The 16,397-nt window shown below is 66.1% G+C and carries 11 protein-coding genes; 4 read left to right on the plus strand and 7 right to left on the minus strand.

Annotation, left to right across the window (positions count from 1 at the left end; translation table 11 throughout):
• Positions 1–300: 300 nt before the first annotated feature.
• The 5 genes from alkB to ABEH27_RS25375 all read right to left on the minus strand — a co-directional run bounded on the left by alkB (position 301) and on the right by ABEH27_RS25375 (position 6,714).
• Entirely contained in the window at positions 301–945 is a 645-nt protein-coding gene (gene alkB / locus ABEH27_RS25355; protein WP_346616203.1) for a DNA oxidative demethylase AlkB, read from the minus strand.
• A 228-nt stretch (positions 946–1,173) separates the two neighbouring features.
• Positions 1,174–2,619 (minus strand): curlin, encoded by a 1,446-nt coding sequence (locus ABEH27_RS25360; RefSeq protein ID WP_346616193.1) that lies wholly within the window; start codon positions 2,617–2,619, stop codon positions 1,174–1,176.
• Positions 2,620–2,635: 16 nt separating this feature from the next.
• Positions 2,636–3,106: a curlin gene (locus ABEH27_RS25365; protein WP_346616194.1), complete on the minus strand. Its 471-nt coding sequence runs from the start codon at positions 3,104–3,106 to the stop codon at positions 2,636–2,638.
• A gap of 15 nt (positions 3,107–3,121) precedes the next feature.
• Positions 3,122–5,353, minus strand: a complete 2,232-nt coding sequence (locus ABEH27_RS25370; protein WP_346616195.1) for an Ig-like domain-containing protein — start codon at positions 5,351–5,353, stop codon at positions 3,122–3,124.
• 32 nt (positions 5,354–5,385) lie between these two features.
• Positions 5,386–6,714, minus strand: coding sequence for a hypothetical protein (locus ABEH27_RS25375; protein WP_346616196.1), 1,329 nt, complete (start codon positions 6,712–6,714; stop codon positions 5,386–5,388).
• Positions 6,715–7,385: 671 nt separating this feature from the next.
• On the opposite strand from ABEH27_RS25375, the gene ABEH27_RS25380 reads away from it, so the two are divergent.
• Genes ABEH27_RS25380 through ABEH27_RS25395 form a run of 4 tightly spaced genes read left to right on the plus strand, consistent with a single transcriptional unit; the run spans position 7,386 to position 12,983 of the window.
• The gene (locus ABEH27_RS25380; RefSeq protein WP_346616197.1) at positions 7,386–9,296 is read left to right on the plus strand and encodes a sigma-54-dependent Fis family transcriptional regulator; all 1,911 of its coding nucleotides are present in this window, start codon (positions 7,386–7,388) and stop codon (positions 9,294–9,296) included.
• Position 9,297: 1 nt separating this feature from the next.
• Positions 9,298–11,031 carry an ABC transporter ATP-binding protein gene (locus tag ABEH27_RS25385; protein ID WP_346616198.1) on the plus strand — a complete coding sequence of 578 codons (1,734 nt, stop codon included), beginning with the start codon at positions 9,298–9,300 and terminating at the stop codon, positions 11,029–11,031.
• Complete coding sequence (locus ABEH27_RS25390; protein WP_346616199.1) at positions 11,021–11,698, plus strand: S8 family serine peptidase; 678 nt, start codon at positions 11,021–11,023, stop codon at positions 11,696–11,698. The genes ABEH27_RS25385 and ABEH27_RS25390 overlap by 11 nt, the downstream gene beginning before the upstream one ends.
• Entirely contained in the window at positions 11,691–12,983 is a 1,293-nt protein-coding gene (locus ABEH27_RS25395) for a tryptophan 7-halogenase (RefSeq protein WP_346616200.1), read from the plus strand. The genes ABEH27_RS25390 and ABEH27_RS25395 overlap by 8 nt, the downstream gene beginning before the upstream one ends.
• Before the next feature lie 135 nt (positions 12,984–13,118).
• Here the strand turns inward: ABEH27_RS25395 and ABEH27_RS25400 are convergent, their stop codons facing one another.
• Both ABEH27_RS25400 and ABEH27_RS25405 read right to left on the minus strand, forming a co-directional pair.
• Positions 13,119–14,432: a hypothetical protein gene (locus tag ABEH27_RS25400; RefSeq protein WP_346616201.1), complete on the minus strand. Its 1,314-nt coding sequence runs from the start codon at positions 14,430–14,432 to the stop codon at positions 13,119–13,121.
• Positions 14,433–14,584: 152 nt separating this feature from the next.
• Entirely contained in the window at positions 14,585–16,078 is a 1,494-nt protein-coding gene (locus tag ABEH27_RS25405; protein WP_346616202.1) for an aldehyde dehydrogenase family protein, read from the minus strand.
• Positions 16,079–16,397: the final 319 nt, after the last annotated feature.

Here is a 16,397-nt window from a genome sequence, read left to right on the forward strand (position 1 = left end):
CCTAGGAGCGGCTCCGCTTCAAGACCTTCCCTCGATGATCAGTCGAGAACTTTCGCCTCTTGGGAGGCGAAAGTCGAGATACAAGGAGCGGCTTTAGCCGCGATGCGCCGCGCGGGCGGCGCTCGATTTGCGCAACGCTGCAAAATTCAAGGCATGCGCCTCGGATAACACCGCGAACAGAATCGGCCGAGGTTTGAGGCCGTATTGATATTGACAGGCGCCTGCCTTGCCTCCTGCAGGCATCGGATATCGAGCGCCGCCCGCGCGGCGCATCGCGGATAAATCCGCTCCTACGGTTTGTTAACCCGCCTTGCGCAACGTCAAATTGATCCGCCGCTCCCCCATCCGCGGATGCACCCCCGGCTTGATTGGCAACACCCCATGAAAGCGCAACCGGTCCTCGCCACCCCATACCAGCACATCGCCATGGCTCAACGGTATCCGCTGGGTTCGGTCCGAACGCTGTAGCCCGCCGAACAGAAATACCGCCGGCAAACCCAGAGAGATCGACACGATCGGCTGGCCGAAATCCGCCTCGTCGCGGTCCTGGTGCAGGCTCAGGCGGGTGCCGGGGAGGTAGTGGTTGACCAGGCAGGCATCTGGCACAAAACCGTCGAAGCCCGCCGCCGTAGCCGCGCGACCCGCGAGGGCGAGCAACACCTGGGGCAGAGCCGGCCAGTGCTTGCCGCTGAGCGGGTCGGTCGGGCTGTAGCGATAGCCTTTGCTGTCACTCACCCAACCCAGCGAACCGCAGTTGGTCAACGCCACTGCCATGTTCAGGCCGCCCGGCGTCTGCATGTGCCGGAACGGTGCGGCGCGCAGCACCGGGCGCAGTGCATCGAGCAGCGCTTCGACCTCGGCCAGGGCGAAGCCGGGCAGCAGCACGGTGTGGCTGGCCAGACGTTGCGGCTGGGGGCCGAACAGGTCGAGGTCGGACTGGATCATGGTGGTGGCGCTGCTGTGGGGAATCGCCATTCTAACGCTGTTGGCCTGTCTGGCCTATCGCCGGCAAGCCGGCTCCCACAAGACCACCACAGCTTTTGATACCTGCGCAGTACCTGTGGGAGCCGGCTTGCCGGCGATTGGGCCCGCACAGACTATTGAAGACCCAGGCATGAAAAAGGAACCGCGGACGCCAGGGAGAGAAGACGCCGCGGTTCAAGGGGGGAGCCTTTAACGCTGAGTAGCGGTAGCCGTGTTGCCGTTGCCCATCTGGGTGATGGTGGCGCTCTGGTTGGCGCCGGCCTGGTCGACGATGGCCTTGTTGTTGTTGCCGCCCTGGGTCACGTAGGCGACGTTGGCGGTGTCGGTCTGCTTGATGTTGGCGTTGTTGCCACTGCCGTACAGCTGCGTGGTGTAGCTCTGGTTGGCGTAGCCGGACTGGTCGAGGGTGATGGTGCTGCCGGTACCGGTGGTGTCGCCGGTGGCATAGTTGTCGGTGCCGCGCTGGTCGGCGACCAGGATGTTGTCGGTGCCGTTCTGCTCGAAGTACAGCTCGTTGTTGCTGTCGGCCTGCTTGGTTTCCATCGAGTTGTTGGTGCCTTTCTGGCCCAGGTTGGCCAGCTGTAGGTTGCCGTTCTGGGTCAGGTTGACGGCGTTGCCGGTGCCTTTCTGGTTGATCACGGCGGTCTGGTCGCTGCCGAACTGGCCACCCAGTTTCTCGCCTTTCCAGTTGCTGGCCATGACCTTGTTGCCCGTGCCTTGGGTGTTGATGGTCAGGCTCTGGTTGTCACCGTTCTGGTAGGTGAAATGCAGGTTGCTGGTGCCGGCCTGCGAGACCCTGGTGTTCGAGTGGGTGGTTTCGAACTGATCCGACCAGCTGGCGTTGGACTTGCCTTGTTGGTACAGGCTGGCGGTGTTGTCGTTGCCCAGGCTCTGGTCGATGTAGCCTTCGTTGAGCTGGCCGTTCTGGTTGACGCTGGCCTGGCTGCCGATTTGCGTGTCCTGCCAGACTTCCATCGAGTTGCCGGTACCGTTCTGGTCGATGGCGATGATGCCGCCAGTGCCATCGCGCTGGTCGCCGTAGGCCCAGTTCTGCTTGCCTTGCTGGTAGATCTGGATGTTGCCGTCGTTGTGCGTCAGGTGCTCGGCCGCGGCGTAGTTGTCCTGGCCGTCCTGGTTAACCAAACTTTTGTTGTTGCTGCCGCCGAACAGTTGCTCGACGAACGCTTCGTTGCGCTGGCCGCTTTGGCGGGTGGTGGCCTGGCTCCCCAGTTGGCTGTCCTGCCACACCGTCGAACGGTTCTCTGCGCCTTGCTGCACTTGCAGCGCCTCATTGTTTTCGCCCAACGACTGGCTGGCGAAGGCGTCGTTGTAGGTGCCGGCGGCCTGCTGGGTGATCTGGCTGGCGTTCTCGATCAGTTGCTCACCGTAGCCGGCGTTGTACGAGCCCGTGGCGCTCTGGTCGATGTAGCTGGTGCTGGTGTCCTGCACCGCCAGGTGGTTATGGCCCTTGCCGGACTGGGTCTGGGTGGCTGCGGCGAAGGGCGCGACGGTCTGTTTGACTTCGGCGACGTTCTGGTTACCGGTCTGCGACTGGGTCGAGGTGCTGTCGTCCGCCATGACCTGGCCGGCGAGGGCCAGGACGATAGCGGCGCTTAACGGAGCGAGCTTGAACATGGTGGTGCCTCCAGGTCTATCGGTATTGGGTGATCTGCACATGCTGGCCATTGCCGGCCTGGGTCACGGAACTGCTCAGGCCCGAGCCGGCTTGCACGATGCTGGCGCTGTTGTCGTGGCCGATCTGCTCGATGCTGGCGCTGTTGCTGGTGCCGCTCTGGCGGATCGACGCGCTGTTGCCATTTCCCTGTTGGCTGATGCTGGCCATCAGGTCACTCCCTTCTTGCAGGATGTACGCCTCCTGCGCGCCCCCGGCCTGGACGATGCGGCCCAGCAGGGCCTGGCCGTTCTGGTCGAGGGCGGCGCGGTTGCCCGCCCCTTGCTGCTCGATCACCGCTACTTGGCCAGCACCGGCCGGCAGCAGGCGGATGATCACCGGGTCACCGAGGTCGTTGCCGGCCGCAAGGTCGGCGTTGTCCATCAGGTCGTCGGCCTGGGCCTGGCCGGCGACGGCCAGGTACAACAGCAATGGGTACAGGCGTTTCATGGCGTTCTCCTGGCCTTACTGCACAGTCACGTTGCTGGTGCGCGTGGTGCCTTGGCTGCTGGTCACGGTCACCGTCGGGTTGGCCGTTGGGATCACCGTGGTGCTGTTGCTGACAACCAGGCGCCAGCGGCCGGTCAGCGGTACCGTGGTGGTGCCGAGGGTCTGCACGCCGGTGGTGGTGGTCACACGCACGGTGATGGTGTTGCCGGTGGTCACCGAGGACGTACCGCTGATGTCCCAGTTGAAGCGGTTGTTGGAGCGTGCCTGAACGGTCGCTGCGGTGATCGCGAAGGTCTCGGCGGCGGGGCGTGGTGACACGTTGACGGTGACGGTGCCGGGGTTGGACAGCGCGCCGAGCGCGTCACGTACCTGGAAGGTGAACGTGGTGCTGAACGCCGCAGTGACCGTGGCCGGTGGGGTGTAGGTGACCGTGCTGCCGTCGGTGCTGACCGTGCCGCGACCGGCAGCCGGCTGCGTGACGGCAGCGACCACCAGCGGGTTGTTGCCTTCAGGGTCGGCGGCGCCTGCCAGCACGTTGATGGTCAGCGGTACACCCAGTGTCGCGACGGTTTGGGCAGCGACGGTTGGCGGCCGGTTGGGGGCAACGTTGACGGTCACGGTAGCCGGTGTCGACTTAAGCCCTTTGGCATCCACCGCCTGATAGCTGAAGGTGGCCACCAGAGGTTGCGTTGCGCCCGCTGGCGGGGTGTAGGTGACCGAGGTAGTGCCGTTGAGCACGACGCCGCCAAGGCCCGTACCCGGTTGAGTGAGGTCACTGATGGCCAGCGGCACGTTGCCGTCAGGGTCGCTGTCGTTCTGCAGCAGGTTGAGGGTCAGTGGCACGCCGACGCTGGTGCTGCCGGTGTCGGCCTGGGCCAGCGGCGGCTGGTTGGCGGCTTCGACCGGCGCGTTGCCGACCACGATCACGGGTTCCACATCGCTGCCGCCATGGGCGGATTTGATGGTAACGCTAGCCGGTGGTTGAGCCAGGTCGTTGACCGTCAGGCTTTGCACGGTGCCGGACTTGGACAGCCGACCATAGCCTTGAGCGACCAGGTCGGGGATCACCACTTCGTCGCTGGAGCGCGCTTCGATCACCAGGCGCTTGTTGGCCCAGTCGTAGCGTGCGGTGTTCACCTTGACCACGTCGCTCAACTTGCTCGACAACGCGGTCGGGCGGGTGCCGCCGGCCGTCGTGCTGGCGGTGACCACCACCACCGGTGGCGGTGCGACCTGGCTGAGCTGCTGGCTGAAGAACAGGCCGTTGTTATCCGCAAGCAGGCTGAACTGGCAAGGCGAGGGCGGTGTGCCCACCAGCGCCAGGCCATTGCGCAGGCACACGCTGGCGTCGTTGGGGGCCTTGGCGAAGACCTCGACGCGGGTGCCGGTGCCGTTGCGCGAGTACGTGGCCCGTTCCAGGGTTACCGGGGTTTGCGCACGTTGGTCGAGCACCTTGCCCGACACCGTGAACACGTTGGTCTGGATAGCCCCGGGTGGGCCTTCGATGCGTACGAAGTTGGTGTTGAACGGGCTGCCGGTGACCGCTTCGGTGATGTTCGGGTCGCCGACGAAGGTTTCGCTGGCGCCGGTGTCCGGGTTGACCTCGGTGTAGGGCCCGCCGGCGCCACGCAGCCATGGGCCGAGGTTGCCGTTGAGCGCGCCGGTGAAGTTGCCGGGGGCGCCGATGCCGATGTCGCGGGTGATGTTGATCGCCCGGCGACCGGCTGTGGTCACGTTGACCGTTTCCACACCATAGGGGTGGGTAATGGTGTAGGTACCGGTGCGGGGCACCGAGGCGCGGATACGGATACGGGCAAAGCTCTGCTGGTCGCCGTCTACCGGGTTTTCCGCCGCGAAGGCGGCTTCCAGCCCCGCCACATAGACTTCCAGCTCGTAGCCGCTGTTGCCTACCTGCGGGATTGCGGTTTCGGCCAGGAACCAGAACATTTCCGGTGGCCAGTTGTCGGGGAACACCAGCGGCAGGGCGTCGTCATACACGCCCGGCTCTGGCAGCAATGTGCACATGTACGCCGGTGCACCCGGTGCGCCAGGCGCTCGGGTGCTGGTGGCGCGCGACTGGCAAAGCTCCAGGGACAGGTCGTTGGCGTCCTTGTACCACATCGGGTAACCACCCGTGGCGAAGGTGTAGGGGCCCGGGTCGACATCGGACAGTGCGGCCCAGGCCGCGCTGCTGACAGTGAGGGAGAAACCGGCGGCCAACAGCGCGCGGCGTTGCCAAGTGTTCATGCTGCCTCCTTGAAGGCGGAGCCTTTGTCTGTTCATGGCACCAGCACCACGTCTTCGCTGTCGCTACCGCCATTGGCGCTGGTGACCTGCACCTTGGCCGGTGGGATGGGCGAGAGGGAGGTGCTTAGCGTCTTCACCGCACCGTTACCCGCCAGGTTGCCGATGAAGGTGCCGTTGCCGGTTCGCGCCGAAAGCACCGGCGGGCTGGTCTCGTCACTGGTGCTTGCCACCAGGGTCAGCTGGCCGCTGGCCAGGCTGAATTCGGCGCGGGTGATGGTCACCAGGTCGGTGAGTGGCAGGTTGGCAGTGGCCGGGCTGCTGGTAGGGATCGCCACACTGTTGTCGGCGGTCAGCAGCAACGTGGCCGGGACGATCGGGTTGAGCACCGACTGGGCATACCAGGCGCCGGTACCGTTGGCTTCGGTCAAGTTCAGGTTGGGCGTCTGGCTGGTCAGGGTGACGGCAGCCGGCGGTGGCGGGGCCATCACGAACACATCCTGCTGGGCACGCAGGTCGCCGTTTTCGGTATGCCGTGAGTAGGTGCTGCGCAGTGGCATCAACGGGGTCGGCCTGGCCACATCGGAAAGCTTGCCCGAAATCGAGAACAGCTCGGTACGCAGGTCGATGCCGCCAGGGCCTTCGATGCGCACGAAGTTGGTATTGAACGGGCTGCCGGTGACGCGCTCTTCCAGGTTGGGGTCGCCGATGAAACGTTCGCTGCCCTCGGTGTAAGGGCCGTTGACGCTGCGCAGGAACGGCCCGACATCACCCTTGAGCGCGCCGCTGAAATCGCCGGCGCCGGCGATGCCGATGTCGCGGGTCATGTTGATTGCCCGCCGGCCTGCGGCGGGTACGTCGAACACTTCGACGCCGTACGGGTGGGTGACCACGTAGGTGCCCGCAGTGGGCACATCGACGCGGATGCGCACCCGGGCGAAGCTCACCTGATCGCCTTCTACTGGCTCTTCGGCGGCGAAGGCCGCTTCGATTGCCGTGCCGTAGCTGAGGTCGATGCCGCGGGCGGCGTCGACGATGGCAGCGTCGGCGGTGAACCAGAAGGCCTCGTCGGGGAAGTTGCTAGGGAACACGATGGGTTGGGTGTCATCGAACACCCCCGGTGTTGGCAGCAGGGTGCACATGTAGCTCGGGGCCCCAGGGGCGCCGGCGACACGTGAGCTGACCGCTTTGGTCAGGCACAGGTCCAGGGTTCGCCCGTGGGTGTCCTGATACCAGGCGGCAAAGCCGCCGTTGGCGGGGTTGTAGGGACCGGTGTCGACGGCAAACAGCGCTGCCTGCGCCGGGAGCTGGAGCATGCTGGCGATAATCGCCACGGCCAGCGGGTTGGGTATCGGTCGGTGCATGAGTCTATTCCTCCTGCAAACGGGCCCATGGACTTGGGGCGTCTGGCAGGGGAGCGGCAACTGCCGTGCCAAGTGCCTGGAAATGGGCTGGAGGGCTTGTGGGGCGGGGGGTTGGGGTTTGGGCGGGTGTTTTTGTGCAGGTTGAATTTGGGGGGTGTTCCCCAGGGTTGGGGGTTGGGAATGGTGGTGGGGCTGGGGGGTAGGGCTTGGGGTTTGCGGTGCGGCGTAGATCGAGCGCCGCCCGCGAAGCGCTTGCCTTGAGATTTTCAGCGCTGTTGAGATCGAGCGCCGCCCGCGCGGCGCATCGCGGGCAAGCCCGCTCCTACATTTGTTGCAACGCGCCGTTCCAGTCAGGCCATGGTTGTTCGCCTTGGCGCATGACTGAAGACAGGTGAGGCGGCAGCAGTGCCAGCCGAAAGACCTCGTCGAGCCACCAAGGCTAACAACTATGGCCTATCAGGCCATGGCACGTTGCAACAAATGTAGGAGCGGGCTTGCCCGCGATGCGCCGCGCGGGCGGCGCTCGATCTCAAGAGCGCTGCAAAACCCACCGGCATGCACTCCAACCCCCCGCAATCTCCCTGATGACGCCCAGAAAAATCTCCCGCACACTGCAAAAAAATTCCCAAGCCCGTTGCCCTCACCGTGAAGAGGCACAGCCGGAGCAAAAAATGGCGCGACAACAACAACCAACCGCCCAAGAGCCACTACATGAAGCCCGCCAGGCCCGTCTCAAGCTGGCCCGCGAAGGCGAGCTGCCGTCAGGCATGCTGCGCGACGAAATCGACGCCTCCTGGCGCCGCAGCCTGGGCCATGGCCTGAATTGCCTGCAAGGCGAGCAGGTCGGCCTGGGCCTGCAGCAGGGCCTCGACCTGCGCGCGTTGCTGGACCACAACCGGCTGCTGGTCGACGCGGTGACCCCCGAGCTGGATTATCTGGTGGCGCGCCAGGGCAAGGCCGGCATCATCATCCTCGGCGACGCCCAGGCCAACGTGCTGGCCATCGAAGGGCAAACCCACGTACTCGAACGCGAAGGCCTGCGCGACCTGCACCCCGGCAGTTGCTGGAGCGAATCGCTGCGCGGCACCAACGCCATCGGCACGGCGGTGGTGGAAGGCCGGCCGACCCTGATCAACTGCGGCGAACACTACCTGGACCGGCTCAGCCCGTTCGCCTGCACCTCGGTGCCGCTGCGCGACCCGAATGGCGAGGTGATCGGGGTGCTCGACATCACCCGCGAAGGCAACATGGCCCAGCCGCAAGACAGCCTGTCGATGCTGATGCTGGCTGCCGGCAATATCGAAAGCCGGCTGTTCGGCCTGTGCCACACCGAGCAGCTGGTGCTGGCCTTCCACAGCCGCCCGCAGTACCTCAACAGCGCATGGCACGGCTTGCTGGCACTGAGCCTGGACGGTGAAGTGCTGGCGGCCAACGACAACGCCTGCCAACTGTTGCAGGTACCGCGCCAGGGCCTGATCGGGCGGCGCAGCAGCGACCTGCTCGGCGAACGCTCGCCAGCGTTCATCGCACGCCTGTGGCAGGGCGGCGTCAGCAGCGTGCAGACTGCCAAGGGCGAGTTCTTCTTCCGCGCGCTGCAGCTGCCACGCCATGGCCAGCTGACCAGCAGCGTGGCACCGAGCAAACCGGCACTGGCCAACACATCGCCGGCGCTGGACGCCCTGGCCGGGGGCGATGCACGCCTGGCGCGCAACCTGCGCATGGCCCGCCAGGGCCTGGCCAGTGGCCTGCCGGTGCTGCTGCTGGGCGAGACCGGTACCGGCAAGGAGGTGGTGGCGCGCGCCTTGCACCAGGCCAGCCCACGGGCCGACAAACCCTTCGTGGCGGTAAACTGCGCGGCCATCCCCGAGGGGCTGATCGAGTCCGAGCTGTTCGGCTACCGCGAGGGTGCCTTCACCGGCTCGCGCCGTGGCGGCATGGTCGGGCGGTTGATGCAGGCCCACGGCGGCACGCTGTTCCTCGACGAGATCGGCGACATGCCGCTGGCCTTGCAGGCGCGCCTGCTGCGGGTGTTGCAGGAGCGCCGGGTGGCGCCGCTGGGCGCGGCCGACGAGCAGGACATCGACGTGGCGCTGATCTGCGCCACCCACCGCGACCTCAAGCGGCTGGTGCACGAACAGCATTTTCGTGAAGACCTGTACTACCGCGTCAACGGCGTTTCGCTGCGCTTGCCGGCACTGCGTGAACGTGACGACCTGGCGAGCCTTGTCCAGGGCCTGCTGGACAAGGCCGGCGCCAACGGCGTAAGCCTCGACCCGGCCCTGGCTGCGCTGCTCCAGGGCTTCGACTGGCCGGGCAACATCCGCCAGCTGGAGATGGTCGTGCGCACCGCACTGGCCATGCGTGAAGACGGTGAACAGCAGCTTACCCTCGAGCACCTGACCGATTGCCTGCTCGACGAGCTGGCCAGCGGCGCTGCGCCGTCCGGCAGCTTGAGGGACAACGAGCTGGAGCTGATTCGCGAAGCGTTGGCCCGGCATCAGGGCAATGTCTCGGCTGCGGCCGAGGCCCTGGGCATCAGCCGCGCCACGTTGTACCGCAAGCTCAAGCAGTTGCGCGGTTGAGATGGGTAACCTGTTCGCAAGGCTGGTAGAGACCAGCGACCCCGCGCTCATGCGCCAGGCGTTGGCCTGGTTGTATGGTTTCGTCCGCCCGCAGCGCCACGCCATCGGTGTGTTGCTGGGCCTTTCCCTGGGCGCCTCGCTGTTGGCGCTGGCGCAACCCTGGCTGGTCAAGACCCTGATCGACGAAGGCCTGCTGGCCAAGGATTACCAGACCCTCTGGCACGTGGCCGCGATCATGATCGTCGCCGGGCTGCTCGGCACCGTGCTGGCTGGCGTCAACCGCTACCTGCACACGCGGCTGTCCGGGCGCATTCTGTTTGCCCTGCGCGATGACCTGTATCGCCACTTGCAGCAGCTGTCGCCAACCTTCTACGGGCGCCGGCGTACCGGCGACATCCTGTCCAGGCTGGATGGCGATGTGGCGGAAATCCAGCGCTTTGCCGTGGACTCGCTGTTCTCGGCGGTGTCGGCGGTCATCGGCCTGGTAGGCGCAGTGGCGCTGATGCTGATGCTGTCCTGGCAGCTGTCGCTGCTGCTGGCGCTGCTGGTCCCGATCGAGGTGCTATGGCTGCGCTGGATGCGGCGCAAGGTAGAGCGCGAAGTGCGCAACCTGCGCGAACGCTCGGCTGATGTGTCGTCGTTCCTGGTCGAAACGCTGCCGGCGATGAAATTCATCCAGGCGTCCGGCCAGCAAGGCCGCGAGGCCGGGCGCCTGGACCAGCTGGGTCAGGGGTACATGCGCCAGTTGCTCAAGGTGCAGGTCACCGAGTTTTTCACCCAGGCGATACCCGGTACCCTGACGTCGTGGTGCCGCGCCTGCGCGTTTCTGGTCGGTGGCTGGTGGGTTATCGAGGGTACCTGGCAACTGGGCGCGCTGATTGCGTTCTCTACCTACATGGGCATGGCCGTGGGGCCGGTGCAGAGCCTGTTGGGCCTGTATGTGGCGGTGCAGCGCATGGCCGTAAGCCTGGGCCGGGTGATGGAGCTGAAGCAGGAGGCCGTGGCCGTGCGCGAGGCGGATACGCCCCGGCCGATGCCCCAAGGCCCAGGCGAATTGCGCCTGGAAGGCGTGCACTTCGCCCACGATGGGCGCCAGGGTGCGGTGCTGGACGGCGTGCATGCCTGCGTGCCGGGCGGCCTCAAAGTGGCTATCAGTGGCGCATCCGGTGTCGGGAAATCGACGTTGATCGACCTGCTGCAGCGTTTCTACGACCCCGATGCTGGGCGCATTCTGCTGGACGGCGCCGACCTGCGGGACCTGAACCTTGCAGCATTGCGCCAGCGCATCGCCGTGGTCAGCCAGGATATCGTGCTGTTCCGTGGCACCTTGGCGCAGAACCTCGCCTACGGTGCACCGCAGGCCAGCCGCGCGGAGCTTGAGCGGGTGGTGCGCCTGGCGCACCTCGAAACCCTGGTCGACAGCCTGCCGCTGGGCCTGGATGGCCTGCTCGGCGAGCGCGGCCAGCAACTCTCCGGGGGGCAGAAACAGCGCATCGCCATCGCCCGCGCCGTGCTGCAGGCCCCGTCGATCCTGGTGCTGGACGAAGCGACTTCAGCGGTGGACGAAGCGACCGAGCGTGAGGTGATTGCCGCCATCGACCAGTTGTTCGCCGGGCGCACCCGCATTCTTATCAGCCACCGCGCCTCGACCTTGGCCGGTGCCGACCTGCACTTGCAGTTGCTGGGCGGGCAACTGCGCGTGTTGCCCAAGGAGGCCATCAAGCATGGCCCATGACGTGCAGGTAGGGGTGATCGACAGCGGGTGCTCCCCGGCACAGGCCTTGGGCCTGTGTGCGGCGCGGCGGTTCTGGTTGGAGGACGGCGTGCTGCGTGACGGCGAGCCGCAGCCCGACCGGCTTGGCCATGGCAGCGCGGTGTTAGCCCGCCTGCAGGCCCAGGCAGGCCAGGTGCCGCTGCTGGTAGCCCAAGTGTTTGCCGAACAGGCGAGCACCAGCGCCATGCAGGTAGCCGGCGCATTGCTGTGGCTGGCAGAGCAGGGCGCCACACTGGTCAACCTGAGCCTTGGGCTGCAGCAGGATCGGCCGGTACTGCGCCAGGCCTGCGCCGAGGTGCAGGCTGCTGGCGTGCTGCTTTGTGCATCGAGCCCGGCGCAGGGCAGCGCGGTGTACCCGGCCGCTTACCCAGGCGTTATCCGTATTACCGGCGATGCTCGCTGCGCGCCGGGGCAGTGGTCGTGGCTGAACAGCGCCCAGGCCGACTTCGGCGGTTACGTCGGCGAGCGCGGCATGGCCGGCGCCAGCCTGGGTTGTGCAGCGGTAACCGGGCGGATCGCTGCGCTGTTGCAACAACAGCCCGATCTTGAGCGGGACCAGGTTGTGGCGTGGCTGCAAGCGCATGCAGCCTTTGTCGGCCCCGAGCGGCGGGGGGCGCGCGATGCCTGAACCGCGCATTCTGGTATTGGGCGCCGGCCCGGCCGGTGCCGCCACGGCAATCGGCCTGCGTCGGCTGGGCTACCCGGTCACGGTGGTCTCCGACTGGCGCCGTTTTGCGGCGGTGGAAGGCGTCTCCCAGCGGGTTCTGGAAGGGCTGCGCCATGCCGGCCTGGGCGGCGCCTTGAGCGAGGCGGCGATGCCGGCGACCCGGCAGGTGCGCTGGAATGGCGAGCACTTGCAGATGAACCAGGAGTTTCTGCTCGACCGGCAACGCTTCGACCGCGCCTTGCGGGATGACCTTGTGCGGGCCGGGGTGACGCTGGTCGAAGGGCGCATCCGTGAGGTAATGCGTGCCGAAGCTCACCAGGTACGCCTGGACGATGGGCAGGTGCTGCAGGCCGATTTTCTGGTTGAAGCACGCGGGCGCCAGGCGCCGTTGGCGGTTGACCGCTTGCGCGGGCCAGAGACGGTCAGTTTGCTGAACCTGTGGCACGACGCGCCTTGCGCACCGGCTTCGGCGGTGGAAAGCCTGGACGACGGCTGGGCCTGGATGGCCAGGTTGGCCGATGGCCGTTGCTATTGGCAAATTACCCTGGACGCCCAAGGGGTACCGGGCAAGGCAGCTCTGCCGGATTACTGCGCCACACGGCGTCGTGGCTCGGCGCTGGTGGCCGAATTGTTCGGGGCGCAGGCGATGGAACCTGCACAGGTGCATGCGCGCAGCAGCACCGCGATTCTTGCCGGCGCCTGCGTAGGGGATGACTGGATACGGGTGGGGGATGCTGCGATGGCGGTTGACCCACTGTCGGGGAACGGGATTTTCCAGTCGCTGTCGTCGGCGCTGCAGGCGCCTGTGGTGATCAACACCCTGTTGCGCCGGCCCGAGCGGGCTGCGCTGGCGCGGCAATTTCATCAGCAGCGGGTCGAGCAGTTGTTCATGCGCTTTGCCCGGATCGGGCGGGATTTCTACGAGCAGGAGCAGACACGCATGGGGCAGCCGTTCTGGGCGCGGCGCCGGGGTTGGCCCGATGCACAGGCGTTGCATGTGGCGGCCGATTGGCAGTCAGTGCGGGTAGCGCGCAGGCCGGTGTTGCGTGAGGGTTTTGTGGATGAGGCTGAGGTGGTGGTCACAGGGGATCAGCCGTTGGGGGTTTGGCATTTGCAAGGTGTGGAGCTGGCGCCGGTGGTGCGGGCGGTACTGGCGGGGCAGGCGTTGGACGAGGTCATGAGCGGTCACTCCGCAGTGCAACAGATGATGCTGCGGCGGTGGCTGGCAGAGCAGGGCAGGGCCTGAGCATTTGGGACCGCTGTGCGGCCCATCGCCGGCAAGCCAGCGCCTACAGGGCCAGCGCAGATCTCAAGACCGGTAATGAGCCTGTAGGAGCTGGCTTGCCGGCGATGGGCTGCAAAGCAGCCCCCATTGGCCTGGTCAGAAGAAGGTCCCGACTACCAACTGCATATAGGCCCCGGTATCCCGGCTGCCCATCTGGGTACCGCCATTCACCGCACTGCGCTCTGGCTTGTAGAACCCCACCAGCGGGCTGATCAGCAGGTGCTCGTTGACCATCCATTCCACATACAGGTCCAGTTCACGCCCCCCCAGGTTGCCCTGGTCGGTGTCGAGCGTGTCGAAGTCGAAGTACAGTGCCCCCACCGTCAGGTTGTCCAGCGGCTTGCCTTTGAGCGCTACGTGGTGCACCTGGCTGTTCTTGTTGAACGGCCCGGCATAGTTGGCTGCCACCTCACCCTGGAACCAGGTCCCGTAGCCGCGGCTCAGGCCATAGAACAGCGGGTCGAAGTGTTCCGAAAAGCGGCTGTAGCGGTAGCTGGCAGTGGGCGCCCAAGGCAGCGCCGAGAAAGTCCAGTTAGCCTCCAGGTACCATGCATTCTCACTACCGCCCGTGCGGTCCTGGGTGACGTATTCGCCCGCCAGCTCCAGGTCCTTCACCCCGAGGTTGCCGCGCCCGCGCAGGCTGACCGTGTCCATGCCATCACGATGCTCCAGGCCCATGATCTGCGCATAGCGCGCGTCGACGTCGAGGCCGCGTATCCAGCTGACGCCGACGGTGCCGGCGTCTGCGACATGCTCGAGGTTGGCCACCGCCAGCGAAGTGTCGGCCTGGTAATGGTTGTCGGATTTCAGCCACATCATATCGCCACGCCAACCGTCCTTGCCGCCCAGGCGCAGCACGGCGGTGCGGTCGAAGGCCTTGCGCGCGGCCAGGTAGTAGGCACCGCCGCGGTCGAAGTTGGCGCCCAGGTCTACCTTGCCCAGGTTGACCGGGTCGCCCTGGATCAGAAAACCGTCACCCAGGGTCACCACCTGACGGCCGCCTGATAGATCGACACCGTCTTCGCCCAGGGCAGGGAACAGATTGCCTGAACGCCAGCCCAGGTACAGGTCTTCGATGGCCGTGCGGCGCTCGTCGCCGAGGGTCAGGCCGGCGGCATCGCCATCGCCCCAGGTGGCCGAGCTGAGCAGGTTGAAGGCAGCGTACAGGGCGCCGCTTTCGGCCAGCGCCTGGCTGCCGCTCAGGCCGTATTTCACATAGCCCTCGCGCCAGTTGCTGCTGCCTGGCTGGCGGTTGCCGGCCTGGTTGTAGCTTTCGTCGCTGTGGAAGGCACCGAACAGGGCTTCGAGGTCGGCGTTGAGGGTGGTGCCGTTGTGGTTGTAGAGCTCGTGGGCCTGGGTCAGGGGGGCGATGACGATCAGTGCCAACGTGCAGGCGAGTGTGTGCTTCATGGTGGACTCCATGTTTTTTGTTGTTGTATTTGTTTTTCCTGGCCAGGCCCTTTCGCCGGCAAGCCGGCGCCCACAGAGACCGCGCGGGTCTCAAGCCTGTGGTGATTCTGTGGGAGCCGGCTTGCCGGCGATGAGGCCGGTGCAGATGTCGATCAGAGCTTGATCAGCACCGATTTCAACTCGGTGTAATGCTCGATCGCCGCCGCACCCATCTCGCGGCCGACGCCCGACATCTTGTAGCCACCAAACGGCAGCGCCGGGTCCAGGGCGCTGTGGCAGTTGACCCACACCGAGCCCGACTTGATGCGCGGGATCATCCGGTGCACGGCGGCCAGGTCGTTGGACCAGATGCTGGCGCCCAGGCCGTAAGGGTTGTCGTTGGCCATGCCGAGCACCTCGTCCAGGCTATCGAACGGCATCGCCACCAGCACCGGCCCGAAGATTTCCTCTTGCACCAGGCGATGGCGTTGGTCGACGTCGACGATCACCGTCGGCTTGACGAAATAACCCGGGCCGAACCCCTCGCCACCGCAGGCGATGGTCGCGCCCAGCTCGCGGCCCAGTTCGATGTAGCCGGTGACCCGGTCCTGCTGCTTGGCCGAGATCAGCGGGCCCATCTGCACGGTCGGGTCCAGGCCATTACCGAGCTTCATGCCGTTGGCGATGCCGGCGATATCCGCCACCACGTTGTCGAAGTGCTTGCGGTGCACGTACAGGCGCGAACCCGCGCAGCACACCTGGCCCTGGTTGAAGAAGATCGCCGTGGCGGCGCCGGCGGCGGCTTCCTGCAGGTTGGCGTCGGGCATGACGATGGTCGGCGACTTGCCGCCGAGCTCCAGGGTGACGCGGGTCATGTTGTCCATGGCGGCCTTGCCGATCAGCTTGCCGACTTCGGTCGAGCCAGTGAAGGTCAGCTTGTCGACGCCTGGGTGGCGGCTTAGCGCCGCGCCGGCGTTCAGGCCGGTGCCGGTGATCACGTTGAGCACCCCGGCCGGGTAACCGGCTTCATCGACCAGTTCGGCGAGCTTGAGCGCGGTCAGCGGGGTTTCATCGGCGGGCTTGAGCACCACGGTACAGCCAGTGGCCAGGGCAGGGCCGAGCTTCCAGCAGGCCAACAGCAGTGGGAAGTTCCAGGCGACGATGGCGCCGACCACGCCCACGGCCTCACGGCGGACGAAGCCGTGGAACTGGTCGTTGGGCATCAACGGCATCGAGGCTTCGACGGTGCTGCCCTCGATCTTGGTGGCCCAGCCGGCCATGTAGCGCAGGAAGTCGATGGCCAACTGTACGTCCATGACCTTGGCCACGGCAGCGCTCTTGCCGTTGTTCAGGCATTCGAGCTCGGCCAGTTGCTGCGCGTCGCGCTCCATCAGGTCGGCCAGGCGCCACAGCAGGTTCTGCCGCTCGCGTGGGCGCATGCGGCTCCAGGGCGAATCGTCGAAGGCCTGGCGCGCGGCGCGCACGGCGCGGTCGACGTCTTGCTGCTCGGCGGCCGGCACTTCGCCGAGGATGTCGCCGCTGGCCGGGTTGCGGAACGCCAGGGTACGGCCGCTGGTGGCGTCCTGCCAGTCGGCGCCGATGCGCATCTTCAGCTTGCGCTCCAGGAAGGCGCGGGTGGCGGGCAGGATGGGCAGGTCGGAAAGCATGGGGCTGTGCCTCTTGTCATTGGATGTGCCGGGCACCGGCGCAATGGCCGTGCCAAGGTGGCCAAGCAGGCGCAACTGCTTGAACTGCCTAGGGTTTGCCTTGGTGCACGGGTGCCATTGCGCAGCTGCGCTGTTGCACATTGAGACGGTGTGAGACGGTGATTGAAACAGTGCCTACAAGGCCTCATCGCCGGCAAGCTGTTCTGGTCAAGTTTTTCCGGACACCGATTACGGTGATCACGCCGCCTGCTGCTCCATAGCTATCGGCGACAGATAGTTGTTATGGCTGTGGAGCCTGATTCGGTTGTATCGCATGAAG

Origin of the sequence: Pseudomonas sp. P39-UII1 (assembly GCF_039672635.1) — a bacterium.
Classification (GTDB): domain Bacteria; phylum Pseudomonadota; class Gammaproteobacteria; order Pseudomonadales; family Pseudomonadaceae; genus Aquipseudomonas.

Excerpts from the sequence above, each read along its gene's own strand:
- alkB (WP_346616203.1), bottom strand. The coding sequence starts at position 945 with ATGATCCAGTCCGACCTCGACCTGTTCGGCCCCCAGCCGCAACGTCTG.
- ABEH27_RS25360 (WP_346616193.1), bottom strand. The coding sequence starts at position 2,619 with ATGTTCAAGCTCGCTCCGTTAAGCGCCGCTATCGTCCTGGCCCTCGCC.
- ABEH27_RS25365 (WP_346616194.1), bottom strand. The coding sequence starts at position 3,106 with ATGAAACGCCTGTACCCATTGCTGTTGTACCTGGCCGTCGCCGGCCAG.
- ABEH27_RS25370 (WP_346616195.1), bottom strand. The coding sequence starts at position 5,353 with ATGAACACTTGGCAACGCCGCGCGCTGTTGGCCGCCGGTTTCTCCCTC.
- ABEH27_RS25375 (WP_346616196.1), bottom strand. The coding sequence starts at position 6,714 with ATGCACCGACCGATACCCAACCCGCTGGCCGTGGCGATTATCGCCAGC.
- ABEH27_RS25380 (WP_346616197.1), top strand. The coding sequence starts at position 7,386 with ATGGCGCGACAACAACAACCAACCGCCCAAGAGCCACTACATGAAGCC.
- ABEH27_RS25385 (WP_346616198.1), top strand. The coding sequence starts at position 9,298 with ATGGGTAACCTGTTCGCAAGGCTGGTAGAGACCAGCGACCCCGCGCTC.
- ABEH27_RS25390 (WP_346616199.1), top strand. The coding sequence starts at position 11,021 with ATGGCCCATGACGTGCAGGTAGGGGTGATCGACAGCGGGTGCTCCCCG.
- ABEH27_RS25395 (WP_346616200.1), top strand. The coding sequence starts at position 11,691 with ATGCCTGAACCGCGCATTCTGGTATTGGGCGCCGGCCCGGCCGGTGCC.
- ABEH27_RS25400 (WP_346616201.1), bottom strand. The coding sequence starts at position 14,432 with ATGAAGCACACACTCGCCTGCACGTTGGCACTGATCGTCATCGCCCCC.
- ABEH27_RS25405 (WP_346616202.1), bottom strand. The coding sequence starts at position 16,078 with ATGCTTTCCGACCTGCCCATCCTGCCCGCCACCCGCGCCTTCCTGGAG.